Raw genomic sequence first — 21,630 nt, 5'->3', positions numbered from 1 at the left:
GCGGAATCGCCTGAAAAGACGTGATCGATTCTAAAAGTTTAAGCGCGAATATGTCTGCGCGCGACGTCGCTCGCAGCCCGCGCCTCAGCCCTTGGCGGCGGCCGCGACCTCGGCGGCGAAGTCGCCGGTCTGCTTCTCGATGCCCTCGCCGAGCGCATAGCGCTTGAAGCCCTTGATCGCGATCGGGGCGCCGGCCTTGCCCTCGGTCTCCTTGACCGCCTGAGCGACGGTCTTGCCGCCGTGGTCGGGATGGTTCGAGACCTGCTCGGGCAAGAGCACTTCCTTGTAATAGGTCTTGAGCCCCGACTCGATGATCTTCTCCATCACCTTGTCGGGCTTGCCGGCGTTCTTCTCGCGCAGCAGGTTCTTCTCGCGCTCGATGGTCGCCGCGTCGATCTCATCAGCCGTCATGGCGGCCGGATTAGCCGAGGCGACATGCATCGCGAGCTGGCGCGCGAGCGTCGCGAGGACCTCCTTGTCGCCCGTCGACTCGAGAGCGACGATGACCGCGATCTTGCCGAGACCGTCGGAAATCTGCGTGTGGACGTAGCGGCCGACGACGCCGTCCGTGACCGAAAGCTCGGCGGCGCGGCGCAGCGTGAGGTTCTCGCCGATATTGGCGATGGCCGTCGTGATGGCCTCGGCGACTGTGGCGCCGCCCGGGTAGGCTTGGGCGTTCAACTCCTCGACCTCGGTCTTGCCGGACTTCAGCGCGGTCTCGGAGATGTTCCGCACGAGCGTCTGGAAATCGGTGTTGCGCGCGACGAAATCGGTCTCGGAGTTCACCTCGACGACGACGCCCTTCGTTCCCTCGACCAGCGCCGCGACGAGGCCTTCGGCGGCCACGCGGCCGGCCTTCTTCGCCGCCTTGGAGAGGCCCTTCTTACGCAGCCAATCGACCGAAGCTTCAAAATTTCCGTCGTTCTCGGTGAGCGCCGTCTTGCAATCCATCATGCCGGCGCCGGTGCTTTCACGCAGCTCCTTGACGAGGGCGGCGGTGATCGTGGCCATGAGCGAAATCCTCTATTGCGTGCGCGGACCCATCGCGTTGCGACCGGGCGCTCTCTTTCCAAAAGGACGCCGGCCCTTGCGGGCCGGCGAGATGACTAGGGTGTTTATGCGACAGGACGCCTAACGGCGTTCCTCGAACGGAAACGTTCGAGGAACAAGGGCGCGCGTCAGCCGGCGGTCAGCGCGCGGGCGGCTTCGATCCAATTGTCGCGCACGATGCGGCCGCCGAGCTTGAGATCGCTGTCGAGCTTCTCGGCTTCTGCGGCGTTGAGCGCGGCGATCTGCCAATAGTGGAAGACGCCGCCGTCATTGAGCTTCTTGACGATCTGCGGGCCGACGCCCTGGAGCTTGGCGAGATCGTCCGGCGCGCCGCGCGGCGCGGCGAGCAGCTCGAAGGCTTCCGTCGGCCCTTCGACCTCGGCCGTCGCGGTCTCCAGCGCCGGCTCGGCCGGCGGCGCCTCGGCCTCGCCGATGTCCATGCCCATCGCGCCCTGGCTGCGCCCGATGCCGTCGATCGCCGCGCGCGCGATCAGATCGCAGTAAAGGGCGATGGCGCGGCCGGCGTCGTCATTGCCGGGAACCGGAAACGTCACGCCGTCCGGATCGCAATTGGTGTCGAGGATGGCGACGACCGGGATCTTGAGGCGGTTCGCCTCCTTGATCGCCAGCGCCTCTTTGTTCGTGTCGATGACGAAGATGAGGTCGGGCGTGCCGCCCATGTCCTTGATGCCGCCCAGCGCCTTCTCGAGCTTGTCGCGCTCGCGCGTGAGCAGCAGGCGCTCCTTCTTCGTCACGCCGCCGGCGCCGACCGAAAGCTGCTCCTCGAGCTTGCGCAGGCGTTGGATCGACCCCGAGATCGTCTTCCAATTGGTCAGCGTGCCGCCGAGCCAGCGCGAATTAATGTAATATTGCGCGCTGCGCTTCGCGGCGTCGGCGATCTGATCCTGCGCCTGGCGCTTCGTGCCGACGAGCAGCACGCGGCCGCCCTTGGCCACCGTATCGGAAACGGCCTTCAGCGCCTGATGCATCAGCGGCACCGTCTGCGCAAGGTCGATGATGTGGATGTTGTTGCGGGCGCCGAAGATATAGGGCGCCATTTTCGGGTTCCAGCGATGCGACTGATGGCCGAAATGGGCGCCGGCCTCGAGGAGGCCACGCATCGAGAAGTCGGGCAGCGACATGTTATTCTTTCTCCGGTTCGAGCCTCGGCGAAAGCGTCTTTGAGCCGGAAAACCGACACCGGAGCGCCGCCTTGATTCAGGGGACGCGTAGACTTTCGCCTGTGGGATGGGCCGGGTGTATAGGGGAGAGCGGCGCGGGATGCAAGCGGCGCGGAGGAAGAAGATCACCCTGCCGGCCAGATTGGCTTTTCTATTTAGCAGCGGGAGCGGGTCGTATGCAGGAGCGAGCGCAGGACAATGCCATAGCTTAGAGGCGCCGCTTCGCTGGGAGCGCCGAATATGCCCATACTGCGTATGGATCACTTCACCGTGCTCGCCACGGATACGGGACAAACGGTCGCCTTCTATCGGGAGCTGCTCGGCTTCGAGCCGGGCCCGCGGCAGGCTTTCGCATTCCCGGGCGCGTGGCTCTATAACAATGGCGAGGCGGTCCTGCGTCCTGCATGTCATCGAACGCTCCGCGATTCCTGACGGTTGCGGCGTCCTCGATCACGTCGCCTTTTGGGGAGAAGACCTCCTTCTCTGCTCGCAAAGCTGGAGGCGCGGGGCTTGGCCTATGAACTTCGAAGGCTGCCGGAAGGCGGACACGCCGCAGGCGTGTGGCAGCTCTTCTTCCAGGATTCCAACGGCGCTTGCATAGAAATAGACTTCGCCGCGACGGAGACCCGAAACTGACGAGAACGCAAAGCAGTCATCCAAAGCGGTCATCTATGACGAATTCTCGGAAGGCATGATACTTTAACGAGCGACGGCCGGGATCGGGTGGACGCAAGATATAGCGCCGTGCGAATATGATACATGCCCGGGCGAGCGCCCTGTCCTCGCTGAGGCGAAGAACCGGCGCCGAAGCCTGCGCGGGGGTACGCCCCTTCCATGCAAGCTCGGTCCCCTCGTCCAGACTGACCTCTAATTTCATCTCTGCGTATCGAGCTCACGCCGCCCAGCACTGGCTCGGATTTGCGAACGCCATTTGTTAGGCCGGCGCGGGAACGCGCGCGGGCGATGCGCGTTGATTGAGAGTCTATCGCTTAGTGGGAGATCTAATAATGAAATACTCGACTTTATTCGCGCTTTCCGTTTCGCTCTTCATGGCCGGGGGGTCGGCAGCGGAAGCTTGGGAGTGGACTCCCTGGGGATTGGAGCACGGAACTACCCCTCCCCCAGGAGCATTTCTTGGGGGCACAGAACAGGTTACCGGAGAAAATCGCACGCGTCAGCTTTGGATCTGCCAAATTGAAGATACAATTGGCATTCACCCAGGGAAGGTCGTTGAAGGATACTGTAATATCGGCTACGATAGCAAAGAAAGAAAATATGGCTCGTACCGAGTATTAACTAACGTTGCGGCGGCGCATTGGGTTCATGCAAGCAATGGTGAAGTCCCCAATGGCGCTTTTGAAGGGGGACGCGAACCAGAACGGACCCTTTATGTTTGCCGCGGCCCCTATAATAATGGCGTCCACCCGGGAAAGATCGTCGATCATGCATGTAATATCCCGTGGGGCGGCGGAGAACCACATTTGTCGAATTATGAAGTTCTCATCGTCGACAGGTAGTCTCCCCGGATAGTGGTCGAAAAGACCGAGCTTCCCCCTCGAGCGCGGGAAACATCGGTCTTTTCGCTTTGAACTGATAATCGGACTCTTCGCGCGAAGGGCCCCCAAGGCGGCTCAGAGGAATCCTCCGGACTCGATGAATCAAAAATGGAACGAATTTTGATCGTGTTTAACTGTATACCGTCATGGGTTTCGCTCTAGAGCTTGTCCCAGAAAAGTGCGAAGCGGTTTTCCGGTCAGGATATGCTCCAATCTTTTGATTTGGCGCGATTCCTTATCGCTCGTACGATTCCGTTCGAGCGGGAACCGCGCTAAGACACCAAAATGGCCCACACCCACCACCCCAGCCATCACGCGCACGAGCACAGCCACGCGCCGCAAGACTTCAGCGCCGCCTTCGCCATTGGCGCATCGCTCAATCTCGGGCTCGTGATCGCGCAAGTGGTCTACGGGCTCCGTTCAAACTCGCTCGCGCTGATCTCGGACGGCGTGCATAATTTTTCGGATGTGCTCGGCCTGCTTTTGGCTTGGGGCGGCTCGTGGCTCGCGACCCGGCGGCCGACCGCCACACGCACTTACGGCTACCGGAGAGCGTCCATTTTGGCGGCGCTCGGCAATGCGTCGTTGCTCTTGGTCGCGACGGGCGGGCTTCTGCTCGAAGCGGCGCAGCGGCTCGTCAATGCGCCCCCGGAGGTTGCGAGCGGCACGGTGCTTTGGGTGGCGCTCGCGGGCATCGTCATCAACACGGCGACCGCCCTGCTCTTCCTGCGCGGCCGCGAGCGGGATCTCAACATCAGGGGCGCCTTCATCCATATGGCCGGAGACGCCGCCGTGTCGGCGGGCGTCGTCGTCGTCGCGCTCTTGATCGGTCAAACCGGCTTGTTCTGGCTCGATCCGCTGGCCAGCATCGCCATCGGCGTCGTCATTCTCTGGAGCAGTTGGGGCCTTTTGCGCGATGGGCTCAATCTTGCGCTCGACGCCGTGCCGGCGGGCGTCGATCCTGCCGCCGTGGCGGCTTATCTTGCGAGTCTCGACGGCGTCACCGAGGTCCATGATCTTCATATTTGGGGCATGAGCACCACGGAAACCGCCTTGACGGCGCATTTGGTGCGTCCTGGCTCGCAACTCGACGACGTCTTTCTGGCCATGGCTGCGCAAGAGCTGGAACACCGCTTCGGCATCCAACACGCGACAATTCAAATCGAAACGGGCGAAGGCGAATGTCGCCTCGCCCCGGCGAATGTCGTGTGAGCGCGCATTCGGATCGACGCGTGCCGCGCCCTTGCGTCACGCTCTTTCCATCAATGCGGCATGGCCGCTATACTGCCGCACTCTTATTTCTTGCGAGACCTGTTCCTATGAGCCTCAGAATTCATTTGAGCCGCTTCGCCTTGCTCGCGCTTGCGGGCCTCTCGAGTCTCGACGCGCAGGCTGGGAGCTTACGCGACTACAACCATATCGTCGTCATCCTCCAGGAAAATCATAGCTTCGACAATCTCTGGGGATTTTGGGGCGAGGTCGACGGCGCGCCGGTCAACGGCATTGCGCAAGCGGACGCCCCGCACCGCTTGCAGCTTGGCGCCGACGGCAAGCCCTTCGGCTGCCTCTTCCAAAACGACGTCAATCTCAAGGATGTGAAGCCAGCGGGCGACGCGACTTGCGCCTTCCCCAACGCGCCTTTCGACATCGAGGATTATATCAAGCCGCGGGACGAGACCTGTCCGAAGCCTTATGGCGAAACCTTCACGAAGCAAGGCAAACGCGATGGATACGCCAAGGGCCAAGGCGCGCCCGGCGGCTGCACGCGCGACCTCACGCACAGCTTCTACAATGAGCAATTTCAGATCAACGACGGCGGGCAGAATCGCTATGTGATGGGAAGCGACGCGGCCGGGCTCGTCATGGGCTATTACGACACGCGGCAATCGCCTCTCTACAGATATCTGCATGAGGCCGGCGCGCCCTCATATGTGATCTCAGATAACTTCTTTCATGCGGCCTTTGGCGGCTCGTTCATCAATCACCAGTGGCTGATCGCCGCGCGCACGCCCGTTTTCACAAATCCGCCAAGCCTTGGCGCGGGTCAGGATCTACATAGCTCGATCGACGCCAACGGCCTCGCGACGAAGCCGCCCAAGGAGGTCTATGAGGCGCAGCAAGCGCTGATGCGCGACCGGCCGCTCACGGCCTATTGCGAAGGCGATGCGCGCATGCCGTCGGGCCTCGTCGGAGCGCCCAAGGGCTTCATCTGCGGCGATTGGGTCGTCGGCACGATCAGCCCGCAGAACTGGCCCTGGCGTCCAGACGAGCCCAGCATCCCGCGTCTTCAGCCCTTGACGCATGCGACGATCGGCGATCGCTTGACCGAAAGGCGGATCGACTGGGCTTGGTACGCGGGGGGCTGGGACAATGTCGAAGGCAAGCGCGACGGGCGCGGCTGGACCAATGGCGCGGGACCCCACTGCGCCAATGCGCAGGGCGCGGACCCGCACGCGCTCGAGACAGTGATTGACGGCGTGCTGCGCTGCCCCGACAAGTCCTTTCAATATCATCATCAGGCCTTCGACTATTTTGAAAAATACGGGCCGGGAACGGACGGCCGCAAGAATCATCTGCGCGACGAGGAGGAGTTTTTCGACGCGGCTCGGGAAGGCCGTCTGCCAGCCGTGAGCTTCGTGAAGCCTCTGGGCTCGGAGAATGAGCATCCGGGCTATGCGAGCGAGGACAAGGGCGACAGCCATCTCGTCAAGCTCGTGAAGGCGGTGGTGGACGGGACGAACGGCAACGACACGCTGATCATCATCGCCTATGACGAGCACGGCGGCGCCTGGGACCATGTCCCGCCTCCTCCTCATGGCGATAACGCCAATGGCGCGCATGACGAATGGGGCCCCGGCACGCGCATTCCCGTGATGCTGATCGCGAGGAAGCTCGCGCGCTCGGGCGTCGATCACGTCGCGCATGACACGACGGCGATCGCCAAGCTCATCGAGGAGCGCTTCTGCCTCGCGCCCTTGGGAGAGCGGGACAAGACGGTCGCGAGCTTGAAGAGCGCGCTGGGGGACAAGAGCGCCGATGCGTGCAAAGCAGACACGAACCGATGAAGTAACGCCCCCTCCCTCACCCTCCCCCGCTCGCGCGGGAGAGGGAGCGGCCGGCGTTGCGCGAAAAGTCTAAGATGCGCGCAACCGAACTCCCTCTCCCGTGAAAACGCTACGGCATTCACACATCGTGGTTTGCGGCGGACGCGGAACTCTGATTCCTTCTCCCGCGTGATTTGGGAGGTTGGGGATGTCGGAGGTTTCGCTGGGGCGGTTTGGCGACCGTCGCCTGGAAAAAGGGGGGCGTTTTTGCACGCCCGTCTGGTGTCGGCGGTCGGTCGGGGACTACGGGTGCGACGGTTGGGCGGGGATCGGGCGGGAGAAATTCGCCTGACCCGCTTCCTTCGCAATCGGAATGTGAGCCCCGGCGAGATGGCTGCGCATGCGGCGGAGCGTCTCGGTCTGCGTTGCGCGGATCGCCACGTGCTGGCGATCCAGGACACCACGGTGGTCAAGTCTTCCGGCGGCGGCGGGCTTTATCTGCATGTTTGCGCGGCGGTGGACGCGGACGACGGGACGCTGCTGGGCCTGGCGCATGCGCGGTTCCTCAAGCGCGAGGAAGGCCGCAAGGGGCAAAGGCGGGCCCTGCCGACCGTGGCGAAGGAGAGCCAGCGCTGGCTGGAGGGGGCGGACGACGCCGCGCGGGCCTGCCGGAGCGCGCGCGAGATCACGATCGTCGCGGATCGCGAGAGCGATATTTACGCCGCCTTCGCGCAGCGTCCTGCGCAGGCGCATATGATCGTGCGTGCGGCGCAGGATCGCAGCCTCGAGGACGGCGGGCGTCTGTTCGCCACAGCCGACGCTCTGCCCGAGGCGGGACGAACCCGGCTGGATTTGCCGGCCAAACCCGGCCGCCCCGCGCGCCAGACGACCTTGGCGGCGCGCTTTTCCCGCATCGAGCTGAAGCGGCCCAAAAACAGCGTCGACGAAGGCTTGCCGGAAAGCTTGAGCCTGCATCTCGTCGATCTGCGAGAGGTCGATCCGCCTTCCGGCGAGACCATCCATTGGCGGCTCATAACCACCTATCCCGTCGCCGATTTGCGCGAAGCTCTGCAAGTCGGGGAGCTTTACCGCCGCCGCTGGGCGATCGAGCAATTGTTCCGCACGATGAAGACGCAGGGCTTCGACATTGAAGGCCTGCGCATCGAGGACGACGTTCCCCGCTGCAACCTGGTGATGGCCGCGCTGATCGCCGCCGTCACCGTCCAGCAACTCGTCCACGCCCGCGACGGCGGCGGCGCAAAAGGCCGATTGCGCCCAGTCAGCGACGCTTTCGAGGAAGCCGACATCCCCCTCCTCGAAGCCCTTTGCGCCACGCTCGAAGGCAAAACGCAAAGACAAAAGAACCCCCACCCCAAAGGCTCTCTCGCCTACGCCGCCTGGGTCTGCGCACGCCTGGGAGGCTGGACCGGATACTACGGAAAACCAGGCCCCGTCGTCATGCTCCAGGGTTGGCTCCAGTTCCAAGCCGCAAAGCAGGGCGTCAACGCAATCACGGCAAGCCAAGTTATGTGAATCTGGTAGCGTGAAAACGGGGGAGGGGTGGGGAGGGGGCGACACAACCAAACCCGCTTAACGACACCCTTGCTTTTTCCCCTGCCCCCAAGAAAGCCTTCCCCGTGAGTGAAACGATCCTCCTCTCCAACGCCGCCGGCGACAGCGCGGCCATCGCGAGTTTCGGCGCCGAGCTCTGCGCCTGGCGTTCCGGCGGCGTCGACCTCATCTGGGAGATCGACGGACGCTTCTGGGACCGCACGGCTCCGGTGCTTTTTCCCATCGTGGGCGCCACCCGCGAGGGTTGCATTCGCGTCGAGGGCATGAGCTATCCCTTGTCCTTGCACGGCTTCGCCTGGGAGAAGGACTTTACCGTCGCCGAACGCCGCGAGGATTTCCTGCGCCTGGAGCTTGCCGCCGACGAGGAAACGCGCGCGCTTTATCCATTCGAGTTCCGCTTCGGCGTCGAGTTTCGACTCCTGCCCGGAGCGCTGGAAAATACGCTCATCGTCCAAAACACGGGCGCAAAGCCCCTGCCCTACGCCTGCGGCTTGCACCCCGCCTTCCGCTGGCCGCTTGCGGGCTCGAAGGCGCAGCATGCGCTCGTGTTCGACGCTCCCGAAGACCCGGCGCTGCCGGTCATCGCCGCGGGCGGACTCATCAGTTTCGAGAAGAAGCGCGTTCCGCTGGAGGACCGCGTTTTGCCGCTCGCGCCGGAACTCTTTGCGAGAGACGCGATGGTGTTCCTCGACACGAAAAGCCGCCGCGTCGCCTTCGACAATGGCGAGGGCGCGCGGATCCTCTGCGAATTCCCCGATTTTCCGCATATCGGCTTCTGGATGCGGCCCGGCGCCCCCTATCTCTGCCTCGAGCCCTGGACGGGCCACGCCGATCCGGAAGGGTTCTCGGGCGAGCTCAGGGAAAAGCCGTCGATGCGAAGTCTCGCGCCGGGCGCGAGCGCAAGGCACAGGGCGGTTTTTCGGTTTGAAAGAGCGGAGGGTTGACGCGACAGAAGCTCCCCGCCTCGCCGGCCGCTCTCAGCCGCTGTCCGATCCTGCGGGAGTCACGGGGCGCGTAAAAAACGTAAACTTTGGAGGCGTAACCTCGCGGTCGCTATGACGCTTGTTTGGCTCGCTCAGCGCTTCGCTGAACCGCCCCGCCCTGCACAGCTCCGCGTGTATAATACGCCATGAGGGCAGCTCGCAGGACTCGCGTTCGACGTGTCCCGCAATCGCCTCGCAGGCCACATCTGCAAGCTCCGGCATAAGCTTCCTGTGGGCTCCGGTTAGGTAATAGGCTCGCATGGACTCCTCCGACCGCCACAACGAGGCCGTCCACATCGCCAAATTCGGCTCGGCCAGCAGTTTGGCGCCCAAGAAGCCCGGCGCAATCCGCAATTGCGCGACCGCAAGCTCACTCGCCCGCATAAACTGGGGCAACAGCCAGATCGACTTCAGCCGAAAGCGCGTCATCGCCAGTATCGGCATGCGATCGACTCCTGCTCAGCGCAATCGTCCGGCGTCCGGACTCGACACCGAGCTGCGACCCACTACCGCTAAGCAAAAGTTACACCCCCAACCGTGTCTTTCTCACGAAACTCCCCTCGTCCGCAGAACGGCTCACCGCAGACCTTCCGCATTCGTCATGTCGAGCCTGGCGCTCGATACGGCCCGTTTCGGACTTGCAACCCGGCGCCACGCAGGCCATAGCGGCTCCGGCCCGACCATTGCTTGTGCGAGCCCACAGCCCCAGGACGCTCCGCCTCATGACCATCGCCCCCACCGTCATCGACGCCATCGGCAAGTCGCCGCTCATCGAACTGCGCGCGGCCTCGAAAGCCACGGGCTGCCGCATATTGGGCAAGGCCGAGTTCATGAACCCGGGCGGCTCGGTCAAGGATCGCGCGGCGCTCTACATTGTTAAGGACGCCGTCGCGCGAGGCGCGCTCAAGCCCGGCGGCGTCATCGTCGAGGGCACGGCGGGCAATACCGGGATCGGCCTCGCGCTCGTCGCCAACGCCCTGGGCTACAAGACGGTGATCGTGATCCCTGAGACGCAGTCGCAGGAGAAAAAGGACATGCTGCGCCTGCAGGGTGCGGAACTCGTCGAAGTCCCGGCCGTCCCCTACGCCAATCCCAATAATTACGTGAAGCTTTCGGGGCGTCTCGCCGAGCGTCTCGCCAAGGAGCGTCCGGAAGGGGCGATCTGGGCCAATCAGTTCGACAATGTCGCGAATCGCGAGGCGCATATCGAGACGACTGGGCCGGAGATCTGGGACGAGCTTGGCGGCGCGGTCGACGGCTTCATATGCGCCTGCGGCACAGGCGGCACGCTCGCCGGAGTGGGCATCGCCCTCAAGGCGCGCAAGCCCGCGATCAAAATCGGCATCGCCGATCCGATGGGGGCGGCGCTCTATTCCTATTACACGACGGGGGAGCTGAAGGCCTCGGGAACCTCCATCACCGAGGGGATCGGCCAGGGCCGCATCACCGGCAATCTCGTGGACGCGCCGATCGACTTCGCCTGCCAGATCCCAGACGACGAGGCGCTGCCGATCGTCTTCGATCTCGCCGAAAACGAAGGTCTGATGCTCGGCGGCTCGTCGGGGATCAATGTCGCCGGGGCGATCCGCCTCGCGCGCGAGCTCGGGCCGGGCAAGACGATCGTCACCGTGCTTTGCGACGGCGGCGCCCGCTACGCCTCGAAGCTCTATAATCCCGAGTTCTTGCGGGGGCTCAATCTGCCGACGCCGCCATGGCTCGGCGCGCGCGACAAGATCGATCCGGGGTTTGTGTGATGCGAATGCGAGCCGAAGGCTCGGAGTCCAGGCGCTCGGACCACGAGCCTCCGGCTCGCATGAACGACCGGCGAGTCGCCTAATCCCGTCCCGCGACCCGCTCCACTTCGGCGCCGCAGCCAGACAGCTTCTTCTCCAGCCGCTCGAAGCCGCGGTCGAGATGGTAAACGCGGTTGATCGTCGTCTCGCCCTTGGCCGCGAGTCCGGCGATGACGAGCGAGACCGAGGCGCGCAGATCCGTCGCCATGACCTGCGCTCCTTGCAGCTCTTCAGCGCCGGTGACGATGGCGCTGTCGCCCTCGAGGCGGATGCGCGCGCCGAGCCTAGCCAGCTCCTGCACATGCATGAAGCGGTTCTCGAAAATCGTCTCGGTGATGCGCGAGACGCCATTGGCTCTGGTCATCAGCGCCATGAACTGCGCCTGAAGATCGGTCGGAAATTCCGGGAAAGGCGCGGTGCGCACATCGACCGGGGCAAGCCCCGAGCCATTGCGGACCACGCGCAGACCGTCCTCGCTCTCCGAAACCTCCGCGCCGGCCAGCCTCACCGCGTCGATCGCCGCCTGAAGCAGGTCGGCGCGCGCGCCGCTGAGGACAACATCGCCGCCGGTCATTGCGACGGCCATCGCATAGGTGCCGGCCTCGATGCGATCGGGCAGAACGGCGTGCCAGCCGCCGTGCAGCGACGAAACGCCTTGGATCTCGATCGTCGATTGCCCAGCGCCCTTGATGCGCGCGCCCATCGCGTTCAAGCACTCGGCGAGATCGACGATCTCCGGCTCACGCGCGGCGTTGCGCAGCACGGTCGTTCCCTTGGCGAGCGAAGCCGCCATCAGCGCCATATGGGTCCCGCCGACGGTTACCTTCTCGAAATTGATCTCGGCGCCGACGAGTCCCTTCTTGGCCTGGGCCACGACATAGCCGTTCTCGATCGCGATCTCCGCGCCGAGCTTCTCCATCGCCATGAGCAGCAGATCGACGGGGCGCGTGCCGATCGCGCAGCCGCCCGGCAATGAGACGCGCGCTTCTCCTATGCGCGCCAGCAGCGGCGCGAGCACCCAGAAGCTCGCGCGCATGCGCGAGACCATCTCATAGGGCGCGGTGGTGTCGACGATCTCGCGCGCGGTGAGATGAACGGTGCGGCCCGTGTCGGGCGAAGCGCCGGCGCGTTTTCCTGCGATGGCGTAGTCGACGCCGTGGTTGGTGAGAATGCGCTCAAGCTGGGTCACATCGGCCAAAAGCGGCATGTTCTCGAGCGTCAGCGTCTCGCGCGTGAGCAGCGAGGCGATCATCAGCGGCAGCGCGGCGTTCTTGGCGCCGGAGATCGGAATGGTTCCCTTCAGCTTATGACCGCCGACGATCTTGATCTTGTCCATGCGTTTGCGTTCCCCGCTGCGGCGGGTCGGACGACTCGTCCGCCCGCGCCGCCTCCTTGCGTCGCTTGAGATTGGCGCGCAGCGCCTTGGCCCGCGCTTCGGCCTGGGCTTGCGTCGCTTTCTCCGCGCCCGACTTCCCGCTTTTTTCGGTCATTATCGTGGCGAATCTGGTTCGGGGGTAGGCCGTATGGGCGCAGTATTACATTGTCAATTGCAAGAGGGAAAATCCATACGCTAAGACATGAAACCTTGCGGCGCGCGAGTGTTTATCATTGAAAAAAATGGAGTTTCATTGATCGCTCCGTAGAATGCAGCTCTGGAGCAATTGACGGGCCTGACCTGCCTTTAAAATCTCCTGATCCGAATCAGGAAGCCCGACCCATGCTCACCGACACCCGCCTCATACTCCAGCGCCTCAAAAAGGAGGGGTGGGAACTTGTGCGAGTGAAGGGTTCACACCATCAATTCAAGCATTCCGCAAAACCCGGACGCGTGACCGTCCCTCATCCCAAAAAAGATATTCCGATTAAGACGGCTCGGGAAATTTACAAGAGCGCCGGCTGGGAATTCAATTGATCACTCGGCGGCTTTGAATCGTTCCTGCCAAGGCGGAGCCACCGCAATCACGAAGGCTGCGTCCTCGAAAGTCTTGCCCCACTCCGGATCGGCTCGCAATGTCTCGAAGTCGCGAGGCTCCGTTACAGCTATTCCCTCATCGCGCATTCCCTCCGCCCAAAGCTCAAGCGCCTCACGCGCCATGGCGAAGAGGTCATCGGCTTCATCAGCCGCGGAAAAACAGCCTGGCGCGTCGGGGAACGTCATGCCATAGGCGCTGCCCACCTCCTTGTGAACGATGACGATATAAGGTTTCATTTCAGTCCCCTTCGCGTCTATCGCATCATATGCGCCCGCAGAACGCTCGCAAGCTCCCCTACCCCCCCGTCGGATAATTCGGGCTCTCGCGCGTGATCGTCACGTCATGCACATGGCTTTCGCGCAAGCCCGCATTGGTGATGCGCACGAAGCGCGCGCGCTGCTGGAACTCGGGGATTGTCGCAGCGCCGACATAGCCCATCGCCGAGCGCAGACCGCCTGCGAGCTGATAGAGGATTGGCGCCGCCGGGCCGCGATAGGGCACCTGGCCCTCCACGCCTTCCGGCACGAGCTTTTGCTGCTCCTGCACGTCACCCTGGAAATAGCGCGTCGCCGAGCCCGCGACCATCGCGCCGACCGAACCCATGCCGCGATAGGATTTGAACGAGCGGCCCTGATAGAGAAACACCTCGCCGGGCGACTCCTCCGTGCCCGCAAGCAGCGAGCCGATCATCACGACATTGGCGCCCGCGGCGATGGCCTTGGCGAGATCGCCGGAATATTTCACGCCGCCGTCGGCGATGACCGGCACATTCTGCTTTTGCGCCTCCGCCGCCGCGTTCAGCACCGCCGTGAGCTGCGGCACGCCGACGCCCGCGACGATGCGCGTCGTGCAAATCGAGCCGGGGCCGATGCCGACCTTGACCGCGTCGGCGCCGGCGTCGATCAGCGCCTTCACGGCTTCCGCGGTCGCGACATTGCCGGCGACGATCGAGATCTTGTTGCTCGTCTTCTTCACGCGCGCGACCTGGTCGAGCACAGCTTGCGAATGGCCATGCGCCGTGTCGATGACGAGGCAATCGACTCCGGCGTCGATGAGCTGCAGCGCGCGCTCGAAGCCATGATCGCCGACCGTCGTCGCCGCCGCGACGCGCAGCCGGCCCTCCGCGTCCTTGCAAGCATAGGGATGCTGCGTCGCCTTTTCGATGTCCTTCACGGTGACGAGGCCAACGCAGGAGTAATCCTCGTCGACGACGAGAAGCTTTTCGATGCGGTGCTGGTGCAGCAGGCGCTGGGCCTCGTCGCGCGAGACGCCTTCGCGCACGGTGATGAGGCTCTTGGTCATCAGCTCGGCGACGGGCTGGCTGCGATCCTGGGCGAAGCGCACGTCGCGGTTCGTCAATATGCCGACGAGCCTGCCCTTTTTCGCGCCGTTGGGACGCTCGACGACCGGAATGCCCGAGATGCCGTTCCTGGCCATCAACGCCAGCGCGTCGGCGAGCGTCTCGTCGGGATGAATCGTGATCGGGTCGACGACCATGCCGCTTTCATAGCGCTTGACCTTGCGCACCTCGCCCGCCTGATCGGCGGGCGTGAGGTTCTGGTGGATCACGCCAATGCCGCCGGCCTGCGCCATGGCGATGGCGAGACGCGCCTCGGTCACCGTGTCCATCGCCGCCGAGATGATCGGCAAATGCAGCTCGATGTCGCGCGTGAGCCGCGTGCTCACGTCGACGCCGGAAGGCTGGACGCGAGAATGGCCCGGCTGCAGCAGCACGTCGTCGAAAGTGAGGGCCTCGCTCACGGCCTCAACGAATTTGGCGCACATCACATGAACTCCGGATTCTTGCTTGACTTCTCCCGGCGGCGGCGGAGGTTTCCGCGCGAGCGATTCCGTTCGAGGGGAACGCGCCGCTAGACATTAAATTGCAGTCGCGCGAGCCGCGCATAGAGCCCGCCGTTTTCGACGAGGGTCTCGTGGACGCCCTCCTCGACGATACGCCCGCCCTCGAGCACGACAATTCGGTCGGCTTCGAGCACGGTCGCCAGCCGGTGCGCGATGACGAGGCTCGTCCTCCCCGCCATCACGTCCTCGAGCGCGGCTTGCACGAGCTTTTCATTTTCGGCGTCGAGCGCCGAGGTCGCTTCGTCCAGAAGAAGCACAGGCGCGTCGGCGAGGATCGCGCGGGCGATCGCGAGGCGCTGTCGCTGACCGCCCGAAAGAGTCACCCCGCGCTCGCCGAGCTGTGTGTCGTAACCGTTGGGCAGGGCCGCGATGAAGTCATGCGCCTGGGCGCGGCGGGCGGCCGCCTCGATCTCGCGCCGCGGCGCCCCGTAGCGGCCATAGGCGATGTTTTCCGCGACGCTCGTCCCGAAGATCACGGGGTCTTGCGGCGCGAGCGCGATTGATCTGCGCAGCGCCCGCGGATCGAGCTCGCGGACATCGATCCCGTCGAGCGAGACCGCGCCGGAATCGACGTCGTAGAAGCGCGTCAGCAGCTGGAAGAGCGTCGACTTGCCCGCTCCCGAGGGACCGACCACCGCAACGCGCTCTCCCGGCTCGATCGTCAGATACAGCTCGTCGATCGCTTTGACGCCGTTTGCGCTCGGATAGGAGAAGCTCACCTTCTCGAAGGCGATGCGCCCGCGCACCGGCTCCTTGAGCGCTTTGGGCTTGGGCGGCGCGGCGATTGTCGGCCGCACCCTTAGGATCTCGCCGATGCGCCCGGCTGCGCCCGCCGCCGCCGCCGCCTCACTCCAGACCTGCGACAGCTCGCCCAGCGAGCTCGCGCCGAGCACGGCGTAGAGCACGAATTGCGACAGCACGCCCGAGCTCATCTTGCCTGCGAGCACGTCATGCGCGCCGAGCCAGAGCACGGCCACGACGCTGCAGGAGACGAGAAAGATCGCGCCAGCCGTGACCAGGGCGCGCAGTTGCGTCGCGTCGCGCGCGGTCGTGTAGGCTGCCTCCGCTGCGCGGTGAAAGCGCTCGACGATTTGCGGCTCCGCGCCGCAGGCCTGCATCGTGCGCACCGCCGCGAGGTTTTCGCCGGCATAGGCCGACGCCTCGGCGAGCGCGTCCTGCGCCAGGCGCGAGCGGCCCTTCACCGCGCGTCCGGAGGCGATGAGCGGCAGCACGATCACCGGTATGGCCGCAAGCGCGACGAGGGAAAGCTTGAAGCTCGTCACGACCATCATGACGATCGCGCCGAGAAAAAGGAAGAAATTGCGCAGGGCGATCGAGGCCGACGCGCCGAAGGCGGATTTAAGCTGCGTCGTGTCGCTGGTGAGCCGCGAGAGGAGCTCCCCGGTCTTGGCGGTCTCGTAGAAGCGCGCATCGAGGCGCGTCAGATGCTGGAAGAGATCGGAGCGGAGATCCGCGACCACTCGCTCCCCGAGCGTTATGACGAGATAGTATCGGGAGCCGGAAGCGAGCGCCAGCGCGCCGACGACGCCGATGAGCGCGCCGAAGCTCGCATTGACCGAGCCGGCGTTATCTTTGGAAAAGCCCTGGTCGATCATCGCCCGCACGGCGAGCGGCAACGCCAGCGTGGCGCCAGCGGCGACGCTGAGCGCGATCAGAGCCAGCAGGATGCGCAGCCAATAGCGCAACGCATAGGGGAGCAATCGTCGCAGCGGCGCGAGCGTCTTCAGACGGCTCGTCTTTTCGGGGGCGGCCTCGTCGGTCATGGCGGCTTATACCGTCGAAGAAGCCGGAAGGCGACAGGGGATCGGAGGGAGCTGGGGAAAACGCCACACCCCCTGTTTCGCGCGCAAAACCTCCAGGTCTTTACTGAGGGAAGCAGTTGTTCCCGCTGCAAGCCCGATGCGCCGCGGGCGGCCGCGGCCGCGGCGTCGTCAGCACATGCGCCGTGCCCGCCGAGCTCTGATTATTGGCCTGCGCCTGCCCCTGCACCACCGCATTGCCGCCCCAGAACGCGCCGACGTAGCCCAGCCCTTGCCAAGGGGTCGAATCCGGCATGCGGGCGCCGCTAAGCTGTTGATTGGCGCCCTCCTCCTGCGGCGGATCCGGAGCGCCGCCGCTCTGCCCCTCGCTGCTCGCAAATCGTGAATCCAAGGTCTCGAGGAGATCCAGGGGAATGGGGGTGGGCGAGGAGAATGTCCCGTCCGCCAGGACCGTCACCATTTCGCCAGGAGAAATCGTGACCGTCGAGGCGCCATGGCTCAGCGTCACCACGCCCGTCAGCGCCGCAAAGACCGTGTTTTGGCAGTTGAGGCATACATAGGCCATGCCGCCGCGAACCGATAAGGTGCCAAAGGGCGTCTCGACCTTCGCGCCCGCGGAGTGGCTGACCGCGCCGCCGACGAAGCGCATGGCGCCCTTGGTCAGCTTCGCGGACTGCGCGGCGACGCCCTCGTTCCCGTCGTAGACGAATTTGGTGATGGTGAGCGAGCTGCCGTGCCCGACCGTCATCGTCGACTTGTCGCGAAAAACGATCTGTGTCGACCCTTTGGCGTCTGTCGTGATCCGCTCGCCCTGCTCCACGCCTGCGCCGACCGAAAGCTTTTGGCCGTTACCCTCCGCGGATTGGTTAACCGCCCCGACATTGCCGACGGACTCGGCCAACGCCGCCCCGGCGAAGGCCGTCGACATGGCGAGGAGCAGCGGCAGGAGGATTTTCACTTTCTTCGCCCTCCCCTCTCTACAACTTCGCCACAGGGCGGAATGCGACGGACAGCCCGTGCGTCCAGAACCTCGAGATGCTCCAGTCGCTTCCCCAACGCCAGACGACCTGGGAAGCCCCGCCGCGCCAACGGGCGCGAGGGCGAGGCCCGCTAGAGCGCGACGCGAAAAAGTGGAAACAGCTTCTTCGCACCAATCGCGCTCTAAATTTCAAGAATCGATCAGTTTTCTGTGTGTTCAGGCGACTCCGCCTGAAGGTAGCGTGATCTAACCCGGGGGCCGTCGCGGCCGCCTTACAGGCGTCGTGAGCACACGCACCGTATTGGCCGAACCCTGATTGTTGGCCTCCGCCTGACCCTGCACGATGGCGTTGCCGCCCCAGAAGGCGCCAACGTAACCTAACCCTTGCCAAGGGGTCCAGTCCGGCAGGCGCCTGTCGCCGAGCTGCTGATTGGCGCCAATCTCGGTCGGCGGGATTCGAGCGCCGCCGTCCTGCCCGGCGCCGCTCGCAAAACGGGAGTCGAGCGATTCGAGGAGGTCCATCGGGATAGGGGTCGGCTGCGAGATTGTCCCGTCCGGCAGGATCGTCACCATCTCGCCCGGAGGAACCGTGACGGTCGACTTGCGGTTGCTCACGATCACCTCGCCCGTCAGCGCTGCAAAGATCGTGTTTTGACAATTGAGGCACACATAGGCCATGCCGCCACGAACCGCCATGTCGGCGGACGGCGTCTCGATCCTCGCGCCCTCGGAATGGCTGACTGCGCCGCCGACGAAGCGCAAGGCGCCTTTGGTCAGCTTCGCGGACTGCGCGCCGACGCCCTGTTGCCCGTTGTAGACGAACTTGTTGATGGTGAGCGAGCTGCCGTGGCCGACCGTCATCGTCGACTTGTCGCGAAAAACGATCTGCGCCGACCCTATGGCGTTTGTCGTGATGCGCTCGCCCTGCTCGACCCCCCCGCCGACGAAAAGCTTCTGACCGCCGCCCTCGGCGGACTGATTGACCGCCCCGACATTGCCGACGGCCTCGGCCATCGCCGCTCCGGCGAAGGCCGTCGACGCGGCGACGAGAAGCGGCAGCAGGATCTTCATCTTCGTCGCCCCTTCTCTAGAACTTCGCCACGGGACCGAACACCACGGATAGGTTGTGCGTCCTGAAATTCGAGATGTTCGAGTCGTTGCGCAAAAACTCTACGTGGCCGGAGAAGCCCCACTGGGCGCCGGCGGGCAGGTCGAGCGCGACGCCGTAGGTCCACAGGTCGTCGCGGCGGGCATGCAAGGGATCAACCAAAAAATTCGGAGAATCGAACGCCATCTGCATGAAGCGCGCATAGGGGGCGATCGTCCAGCGGCGCGGCAGCTCGCGCGCGGGCGGATCGAATTCGAAGCGCAGCATGGCCTCGATGTCTATCGTATCGGAGGACTGAGACGAAAGGATCGCGCTCGCCCGTGAATAGGCGCCTCTTCCCTCGAATTTCACCAGGTCGCTGAAGCGATAAAAGGCGTTCAGCGAGCCCGTGTAGACGTCGCCAGTCGCGAGCGTCGCGACAGAATGCGACGCCCAGCCCCAAGGCCAGGGACCACCATCATAGACGTAGAGGCTGCGGTATTCGAAGCCGGGCTCCAGCACGAGGTCCCGGCCGAAATTCTTGCGGAAGGTGATCCCGCCGCCTCCGTCATTCAGATAGTTGATGTCGCCTAGAATGGACGCCGCGCCCGTCGCATAGGGCTTGACCGAAAGTCCCGGGGCGATCTCGAAACGCGGCCCGATCGAGCCGGCGAACAGCGCGACGTCATATTGCGACAGGCTGAACTGCTGCGTCGCATAGATCAGGCCTCGCGTCTCGAGCGTCGGCCCGTTGTGACCGAGAAAATCCCAGTCGAGCCCAGCCTGGAGCAACTCGAAGGTGTTGATGTCGGCGCGCTGACCGACGAGCGCGTTCGTCTGCACGCCGCCCACGCCGAACAGCCCTCCAGCGGGGAAAAAATTGGCGTTCGATTGCGAGCGCATGCCGATCTGCAGGCTGCCGTAGAGACGCTTATCCTCGGAAGCTTTCTCGACGTCGGGCAATTGCGCCTCGATCTGCGCTTTTTGAGCGGAATCGAGATTGGGCGACTCGAGCGCCCGGCGTAGCTGCAACTCGGCGCTGCGATCGGCGCCGAGCTTCGCGTAGAGATAGCCAAGCTCCTTTCGGGCGCGGGCAAGACCCGGGTTGAACATCAGTAGGCGCTGAAGCGCGCTGATCGCTTCTTCGTCATAGCCGAGCTGCGAAGCGAGCCGGATGTAAGCGTAAGTCTTGTCGTAGTCGGTGGGATGGAGGCGAATTTCCTCGGCGAGACGGTCGAGCTCGCCATGCGACTGCGCCCCCGCTTCGCCGCCGAACGCCGGAAAGTCGACCTGTAGTTCCTGTGCGCGGGCGCCCACCGCAGCCACAGCCGCGGTCAAGCCCGCGACCAAGGCCAACCATGGAACTTGAGAGGGTCTAGACACGTCGCCTCCGACTACCCGCGCTTGAGCAGAGAAAAACTGTTACACCAACGCAAGAGCTTGAACAGGCTTCCGGAGAGCGCGGCATAAAAAATCCAAGCGCTGTGGCGCCATTACCACAGTGAAATCGCAACGGTTGAGAAGCAAACACCTCAGCTCACGCTGCATCAGGCTGCAGAAAATATGGATGAAAGAGCATGCTCCGCATGAAAATCCGCTCTATCGATTTTTCGCGTCAGGCCGTGCGCTTGGCGTCTCTTAATGCTGCGCTGACGCTGTTGTTCTAGTTCTTCTCTCTCCGGGCCCAGCTCGGCATTACGCGGTAATGATACAGTTTCTCAATTGGTCCCACGATCAGCAAGCTTAGCATCATTATTTCTATATTTACTTACTGCAGCGCCGTCGCATTGAGCAGATGCAGTTATAACTACGTAAGGGTTTAGCCGAATTGATAGCTCGGCATCTTGAACAAGTTCCTTGGCGACGCTCCAAATGCGCGCATCTGAAATCGCCTGCTTCATATCGAGCCGGGCCCAATCCGCCATATTCACGCACGGCGAGGACTGCGCTGCAAGCGCCAATGGCTCGTCCCTGGAGCGCCTCGGGTCGGGCCTACGAGAGGTGACGATATGGCGTATACGATGAAAGAAACCGCCTATGGCGAAACTGCCGCCTATGGGGGGCTTGCGGACGCGATCGGCGGCGTGGCGACCATTGTTCTCGCGGTGATTGGACTGGCCGGCGTCCACGGAGCGTTCTTGGCGGCGATCGCGACGATCGTGTTTGGCGTGGCGCTGATGATTCAGGGCGGAACGATGCTGTCCGAATTCGCCGCGATCTACTTTCCGCAAGGCCTCAAGAGCGACGCGAGCGACGTGTCGGTCGACCAGTTTGGGGGCGCAAGCCTTTCTATCTTGTTTCTGGTCGGCGCAGCGGGCGTCGTCCTCGGCGTCCTGGCCCTGCTCGGCATCGAGTCCGCAATCCTCACTCCGGCCGCTTCGATCGCATTCGGGACGGCTCTCGTGCTCACGAGCAATTCGGTCTGGCGCCTTTATGTGCTCGGGCGCGCCTCGACGAGAAGCGGACTGGGGACAACGCAAACTCAGGCGGCGCAAATGGTGGGGCGCGAGATTCTCGCGAGCGACATGGCCGCCGGCTCCGCCGGTATTCAAGCGCTCGCAGGCTTGGCGGCCATCGTGCTCGGAACGCTCGCGATCGCCGGCCATCAGGCCGATCTGACGCTGAACCTTGTCGCCCTGCTCACGCTTGGGGCCACGGTGGTCCTGACCGGCGGGAGCCTCAGCGCAACGGTTCTGAGCTTCATGCGTCCCTGGCAGCAATGAAGCCTGACGCTACGCTCCCGCGCGCAACGCGGGAGCGTAGCCTTT

The 21,630-nt window shown here is 64.0% G+C and carries 19 protein-coding genes; 9 read left to right on the top strand and 10 right to left on the bottom strand.

What is annotated here, in order from left to right; genetic code table 11:
• Positions 1 to 84: 84 nt before the first annotated feature.
• Entirely contained in the window at positions 85 to 1,011 is a 927-nt protein-coding gene (tsf, locus tag QMG80_RS12935) for a translation elongation factor Ts (protein ID WP_085773184.1), read from the bottom strand.
• Between the two features lie 167 nt (positions 1,012 to 1,178).
• On the bottom strand, positions 1,179 to 2,192 hold the full coding sequence (locus QMG80_RS12930; protein WP_085773183.1) for a 30S ribosomal protein S2: 1,014 nt from the start codon (positions 2,190 to 2,192) through the stop codon (positions 1,179 to 1,181).
• 279 nt (positions 2,193 to 2,471) lie between these two features.
• On the opposite strand from QMG80_RS12930, the gene QMG80_RS12925 reads away from it, so the two are divergent.
• From QMG80_RS12925 to QMG80_RS12900, 6 genes are all read left to right on the top strand, one after another.
• On the top strand, positions 2,472 to 2,663 hold the full coding sequence (locus tag QMG80_RS12925; RefSeq protein WP_158658886.1) for a VOC family protein: 192 nt from the start codon (positions 2,472 to 2,474) through the stop codon (positions 2,661 to 2,663).
• Between the two features lie 575 nt (positions 2,664 to 3,238).
• Positions 3,239 to 3,748: a DM9 repeat-containing protein gene (locus QMG80_RS12920; RefSeq protein ID WP_085773182.1), complete on the top strand. Its 510-nt coding sequence runs from the start codon at positions 3,239 to 3,241 to the stop codon at positions 3,746 to 3,748.
• 324 nt (positions 3,749 to 4,072) lie between these two features.
• A complete protein-coding gene (locus QMG80_RS12915) occupies positions 4,073 to 4,999 on the top strand; it encodes a cation diffusion facilitator family transporter (RefSeq protein ID WP_085773181.1) in 927 nt (308 codons plus the stop codon).
• 107 nt (positions 5,000 to 5,106) lie between these two features.
• Entirely contained in the window at positions 5,107 to 6,852 is a 1,746-nt protein-coding gene (locus tag QMG80_RS12910) for an alkaline phosphatase family protein (RefSeq protein ID WP_085773180.1), read from the top strand.
• A gap of 246 nt (positions 6,853 to 7,098) precedes the next feature.
• Positions 7,099 to 8,364 carry an IS4 family transposase gene (locus QMG80_RS12905; RefSeq protein ID WP_245299997.1) on the top strand — a complete coding sequence of 422 codons (1,266 nt, stop codon included), beginning with the start codon at positions 7,099 to 7,101 and terminating at the stop codon, positions 8,362 to 8,364.
• A 104-nt stretch (positions 8,365 to 8,468) separates the two neighbouring features.
• A complete protein-coding gene (locus tag QMG80_RS12900) occupies positions 8,469 to 9,347 on the top strand; it encodes an aldose 1-epimerase family protein (RefSeq protein ID WP_085773179.1) in 879 nt (292 codons plus the stop codon).
• A gap of 33 nt (positions 9,348 to 9,380) precedes the next feature.
• Here QMG80_RS12900 and QMG80_RS12895 read toward each other — a convergent pair whose 3' ends face one another.
• Entirely contained in the window at positions 9,381 to 9,830 is a 450-nt protein-coding gene (locus QMG80_RS12895; RefSeq protein WP_085773178.1) for a hypothetical protein, read from the bottom strand.
• Between the two features lie 278 nt (positions 9,831 to 10,108).
• On the opposite strand from QMG80_RS12895, the gene QMG80_RS12890 reads away from it, so the two are divergent.
• Complete coding sequence (locus QMG80_RS12890) at positions 10,109 to 11,140, top strand: cysteine synthase A (RefSeq protein ID WP_085773177.1); 1,032 nt, start codon at positions 10,109 to 10,111, stop codon at positions 11,138 to 11,140.
• Positions 11,141 to 11,219: 79 nt separating this feature from the next.
• On the opposite strand, the gene murA is transcribed toward QMG80_RS12890, so the two are convergent.
• Positions 11,220 to 12,515 (bottom strand): UDP-N-acetylglucosamine 1-carboxyvinyltransferase, encoded by a 1,296-nt coding sequence (gene murA / locus QMG80_RS12885; RefSeq protein WP_085773176.1) that lies wholly within the window; start codon positions 12,513 to 12,515, stop codon positions 11,220 to 11,222.
• A gap of 381 nt (positions 12,516 to 12,896) precedes the next feature.
• Between murA and QMG80_RS12880 the strand changes: the two genes are divergently transcribed.
• A complete protein-coding gene (locus QMG80_RS12880) occupies positions 12,897 to 13,091 on the top strand; it encodes a type II toxin-antitoxin system HicA family toxin (RefSeq protein WP_085773174.1) in 195 nt (64 codons plus the stop codon).
• On the opposite strand, the gene QMG80_RS12875 is transcribed toward QMG80_RS12880, so the two are convergent.
• The 6 genes from QMG80_RS12875 to QMG80_RS12850 all read right to left on the bottom strand — a co-directional run bounded on the left by QMG80_RS12875 (position 13,092) and on the right by QMG80_RS12850 (position 20,245).
• Entirely contained in the window at positions 13,092 to 13,388 is a 297-nt protein-coding gene (locus QMG80_RS12875) for a type II toxin-antitoxin system HicB family antitoxin (RefSeq protein ID WP_085773173.1), read from the bottom strand.
• A gap of 58 nt (positions 13,389 to 13,446) precedes the next feature.
• Positions 13,447 to 14,937, bottom strand: coding sequence for an IMP dehydrogenase (gene guaB, locus QMG80_RS12870; protein ID WP_085773172.1), 1,491 nt, complete (start codon positions 14,935 to 14,937; stop codon positions 13,447 to 13,449).
• Positions 14,938 to 15,023: 86 nt separating this feature from the next.
• The gene (locus tag QMG80_RS12865) at positions 15,024 to 16,799 is read right to left on the bottom strand and encodes an ABC transporter transmembrane domain-containing protein (RefSeq protein ID WP_085773171.1); all 1,776 of its coding nucleotides are present in this window, start codon (positions 16,797 to 16,799) and stop codon (positions 15,024 to 15,026) included.
• Between the two features lie 100 nt (positions 16,800 to 16,899).
• Positions 16,900 to 17,754 carry a FecR family protein gene (locus QMG80_RS12860; protein ID WP_085773170.1) on the bottom strand — a complete coding sequence of 285 codons (855 nt, stop codon included), beginning with the start codon at positions 17,752 to 17,754 and terminating at the stop codon, positions 16,900 to 16,902.
• 267 nt (positions 17,755 to 18,021) lie between these two features.
• Entirely contained in the window at positions 18,022 to 18,846 is an 825-nt protein-coding gene (locus QMG80_RS12855; protein WP_085773169.1) for a FecR family protein, read from the bottom strand.
• 16 nt (positions 18,847 to 18,862) lie between these two features.
• Positions 18,863 to 20,245, bottom strand: a complete 1,383-nt coding sequence (locus QMG80_RS12850) for a tetratricopeptide repeat protein (RefSeq protein ID WP_245299996.1) — start codon at positions 20,243 to 20,245, stop codon at positions 18,863 to 18,865.
• A 626-nt stretch (positions 20,246 to 20,871) separates the two neighbouring features.
• Here QMG80_RS12850 and QMG80_RS12845 point away from each other — a divergent pair.
• The gene (locus tag QMG80_RS12845) at positions 20,872 to 21,585 is read left to right on the top strand and encodes a hypothetical protein (RefSeq protein ID WP_085773168.1); all 714 of its coding nucleotides are present in this window, start codon (positions 20,872 to 20,874) and stop codon (positions 21,583 to 21,585) included.
• The last annotated feature ends 45 nt before the right edge of the window (positions 21,586 to 21,630 follow it).

Origin of the sequence: Methylocystis bryophila (assembly GCF_027925445.1) — a bacterium.
GTDB classification, from domain to species: Bacteria; Pseudomonadota; Alphaproteobacteria; order Rhizobiales; family Beijerinckiaceae; genus Methylocystis; species Methylocystis bryophila.
This window is presented reverse-complemented; position numbering and strand designations above follow the sequence as displayed.

What these genes read in the sequence shown, in the direction of transcription:
- tsf (WP_085773184.1), bottom strand. Translation starts at nt 1,011, where the DNA reads ATGGCCACGATCACCGCCGCCCTCGTCAAGGAGCTGCGTGAAAGCACC.
- QMG80_RS12930 (WP_085773183.1), bottom strand. Translation starts at nt 2,192, where the DNA reads ATGTCGCTGCCCGACTTCTCGATGCGTGGCCTCCTCGAGGCCGGCGCC.
- QMG80_RS12925 (WP_158658886.1), top strand. Translation starts at nt 2,472, where the DNA reads ATGCCCATACTGCGTATGGATCACTTCACCGTGCTCGCCACGGATACG.
- QMG80_RS12920 (WP_085773182.1), top strand. Translation starts at nt 3,239, where the DNA reads ATGAAATACTCGACTTTATTCGCGCTTTCCGTTTCGCTCTTCATGGCC.
- QMG80_RS12915 (WP_085773181.1), top strand. Translation starts at nt 4,073, where the DNA reads ATGGCCCACACCCACCACCCCAGCCATCACGCGCACGAGCACAGCCAC.
- QMG80_RS12910 (WP_085773180.1), top strand. Translation starts at nt 5,107, where the DNA reads ATGAGCCTCAGAATTCATTTGAGCCGCTTCGCCTTGCTCGCGCTTGCG.
- QMG80_RS12895 (WP_085773178.1), bottom strand. Translation starts at nt 9,830, where the DNA reads ATGCCGATACTGGCGATGACGCGCTTTCGGCTGAAGTCGATCTGGCTG.
- QMG80_RS12890 (WP_085773177.1), top strand. Translation starts at nt 10,109, where the DNA reads ATGACCATCGCCCCCACCGTCATCGACGCCATCGGCAAGTCGCCGCTC.
- murA (WP_085773176.1), bottom strand. Translation starts at nt 12,515, where the DNA reads ATGGACAAGATCAAGATCGTCGGCGGTCATAAGCTGAAGGGAACCATT.
- QMG80_RS12880 (WP_085773174.1), top strand. Translation starts at nt 12,897, where the DNA reads ATGCTCACCGACACCCGCCTCATACTCCAGCGCCTCAAAAAGGAGGGG.
- QMG80_RS12875 (WP_085773173.1), bottom strand. Translation starts at nt 13,388, where the DNA reads ATGAAACCTTATATCGTCATCGTTCACAAGGAGGTGGGCAGCGCCTAT.
- guaB (WP_085773172.1), bottom strand. Translation starts at nt 14,937, where the DNA reads ATGTGCGCCAAATTCGTTGAGGCCGTGAGCGAGGCCCTCACTTTCGAC.
- QMG80_RS12865 (WP_085773171.1), bottom strand. Translation starts at nt 16,799, where the DNA reads ATGACCGACGAGGCCGCCCCCGAAAAGACGAGCCGTCTGAAGACGCTC.
- QMG80_RS12855 (WP_085773169.1), bottom strand. Translation starts at nt 18,846, where the DNA reads ATGAAGATCCTGCTGCCGCTTCTCGTCGCCGCGTCGACGGCCTTCGCC.
- QMG80_RS12845 (WP_085773168.1), top strand. Translation starts at nt 20,872, where the DNA reads ATGGCGTATACGATGAAAGAAACCGCCTATGGCGAAACTGCCGCCTAT.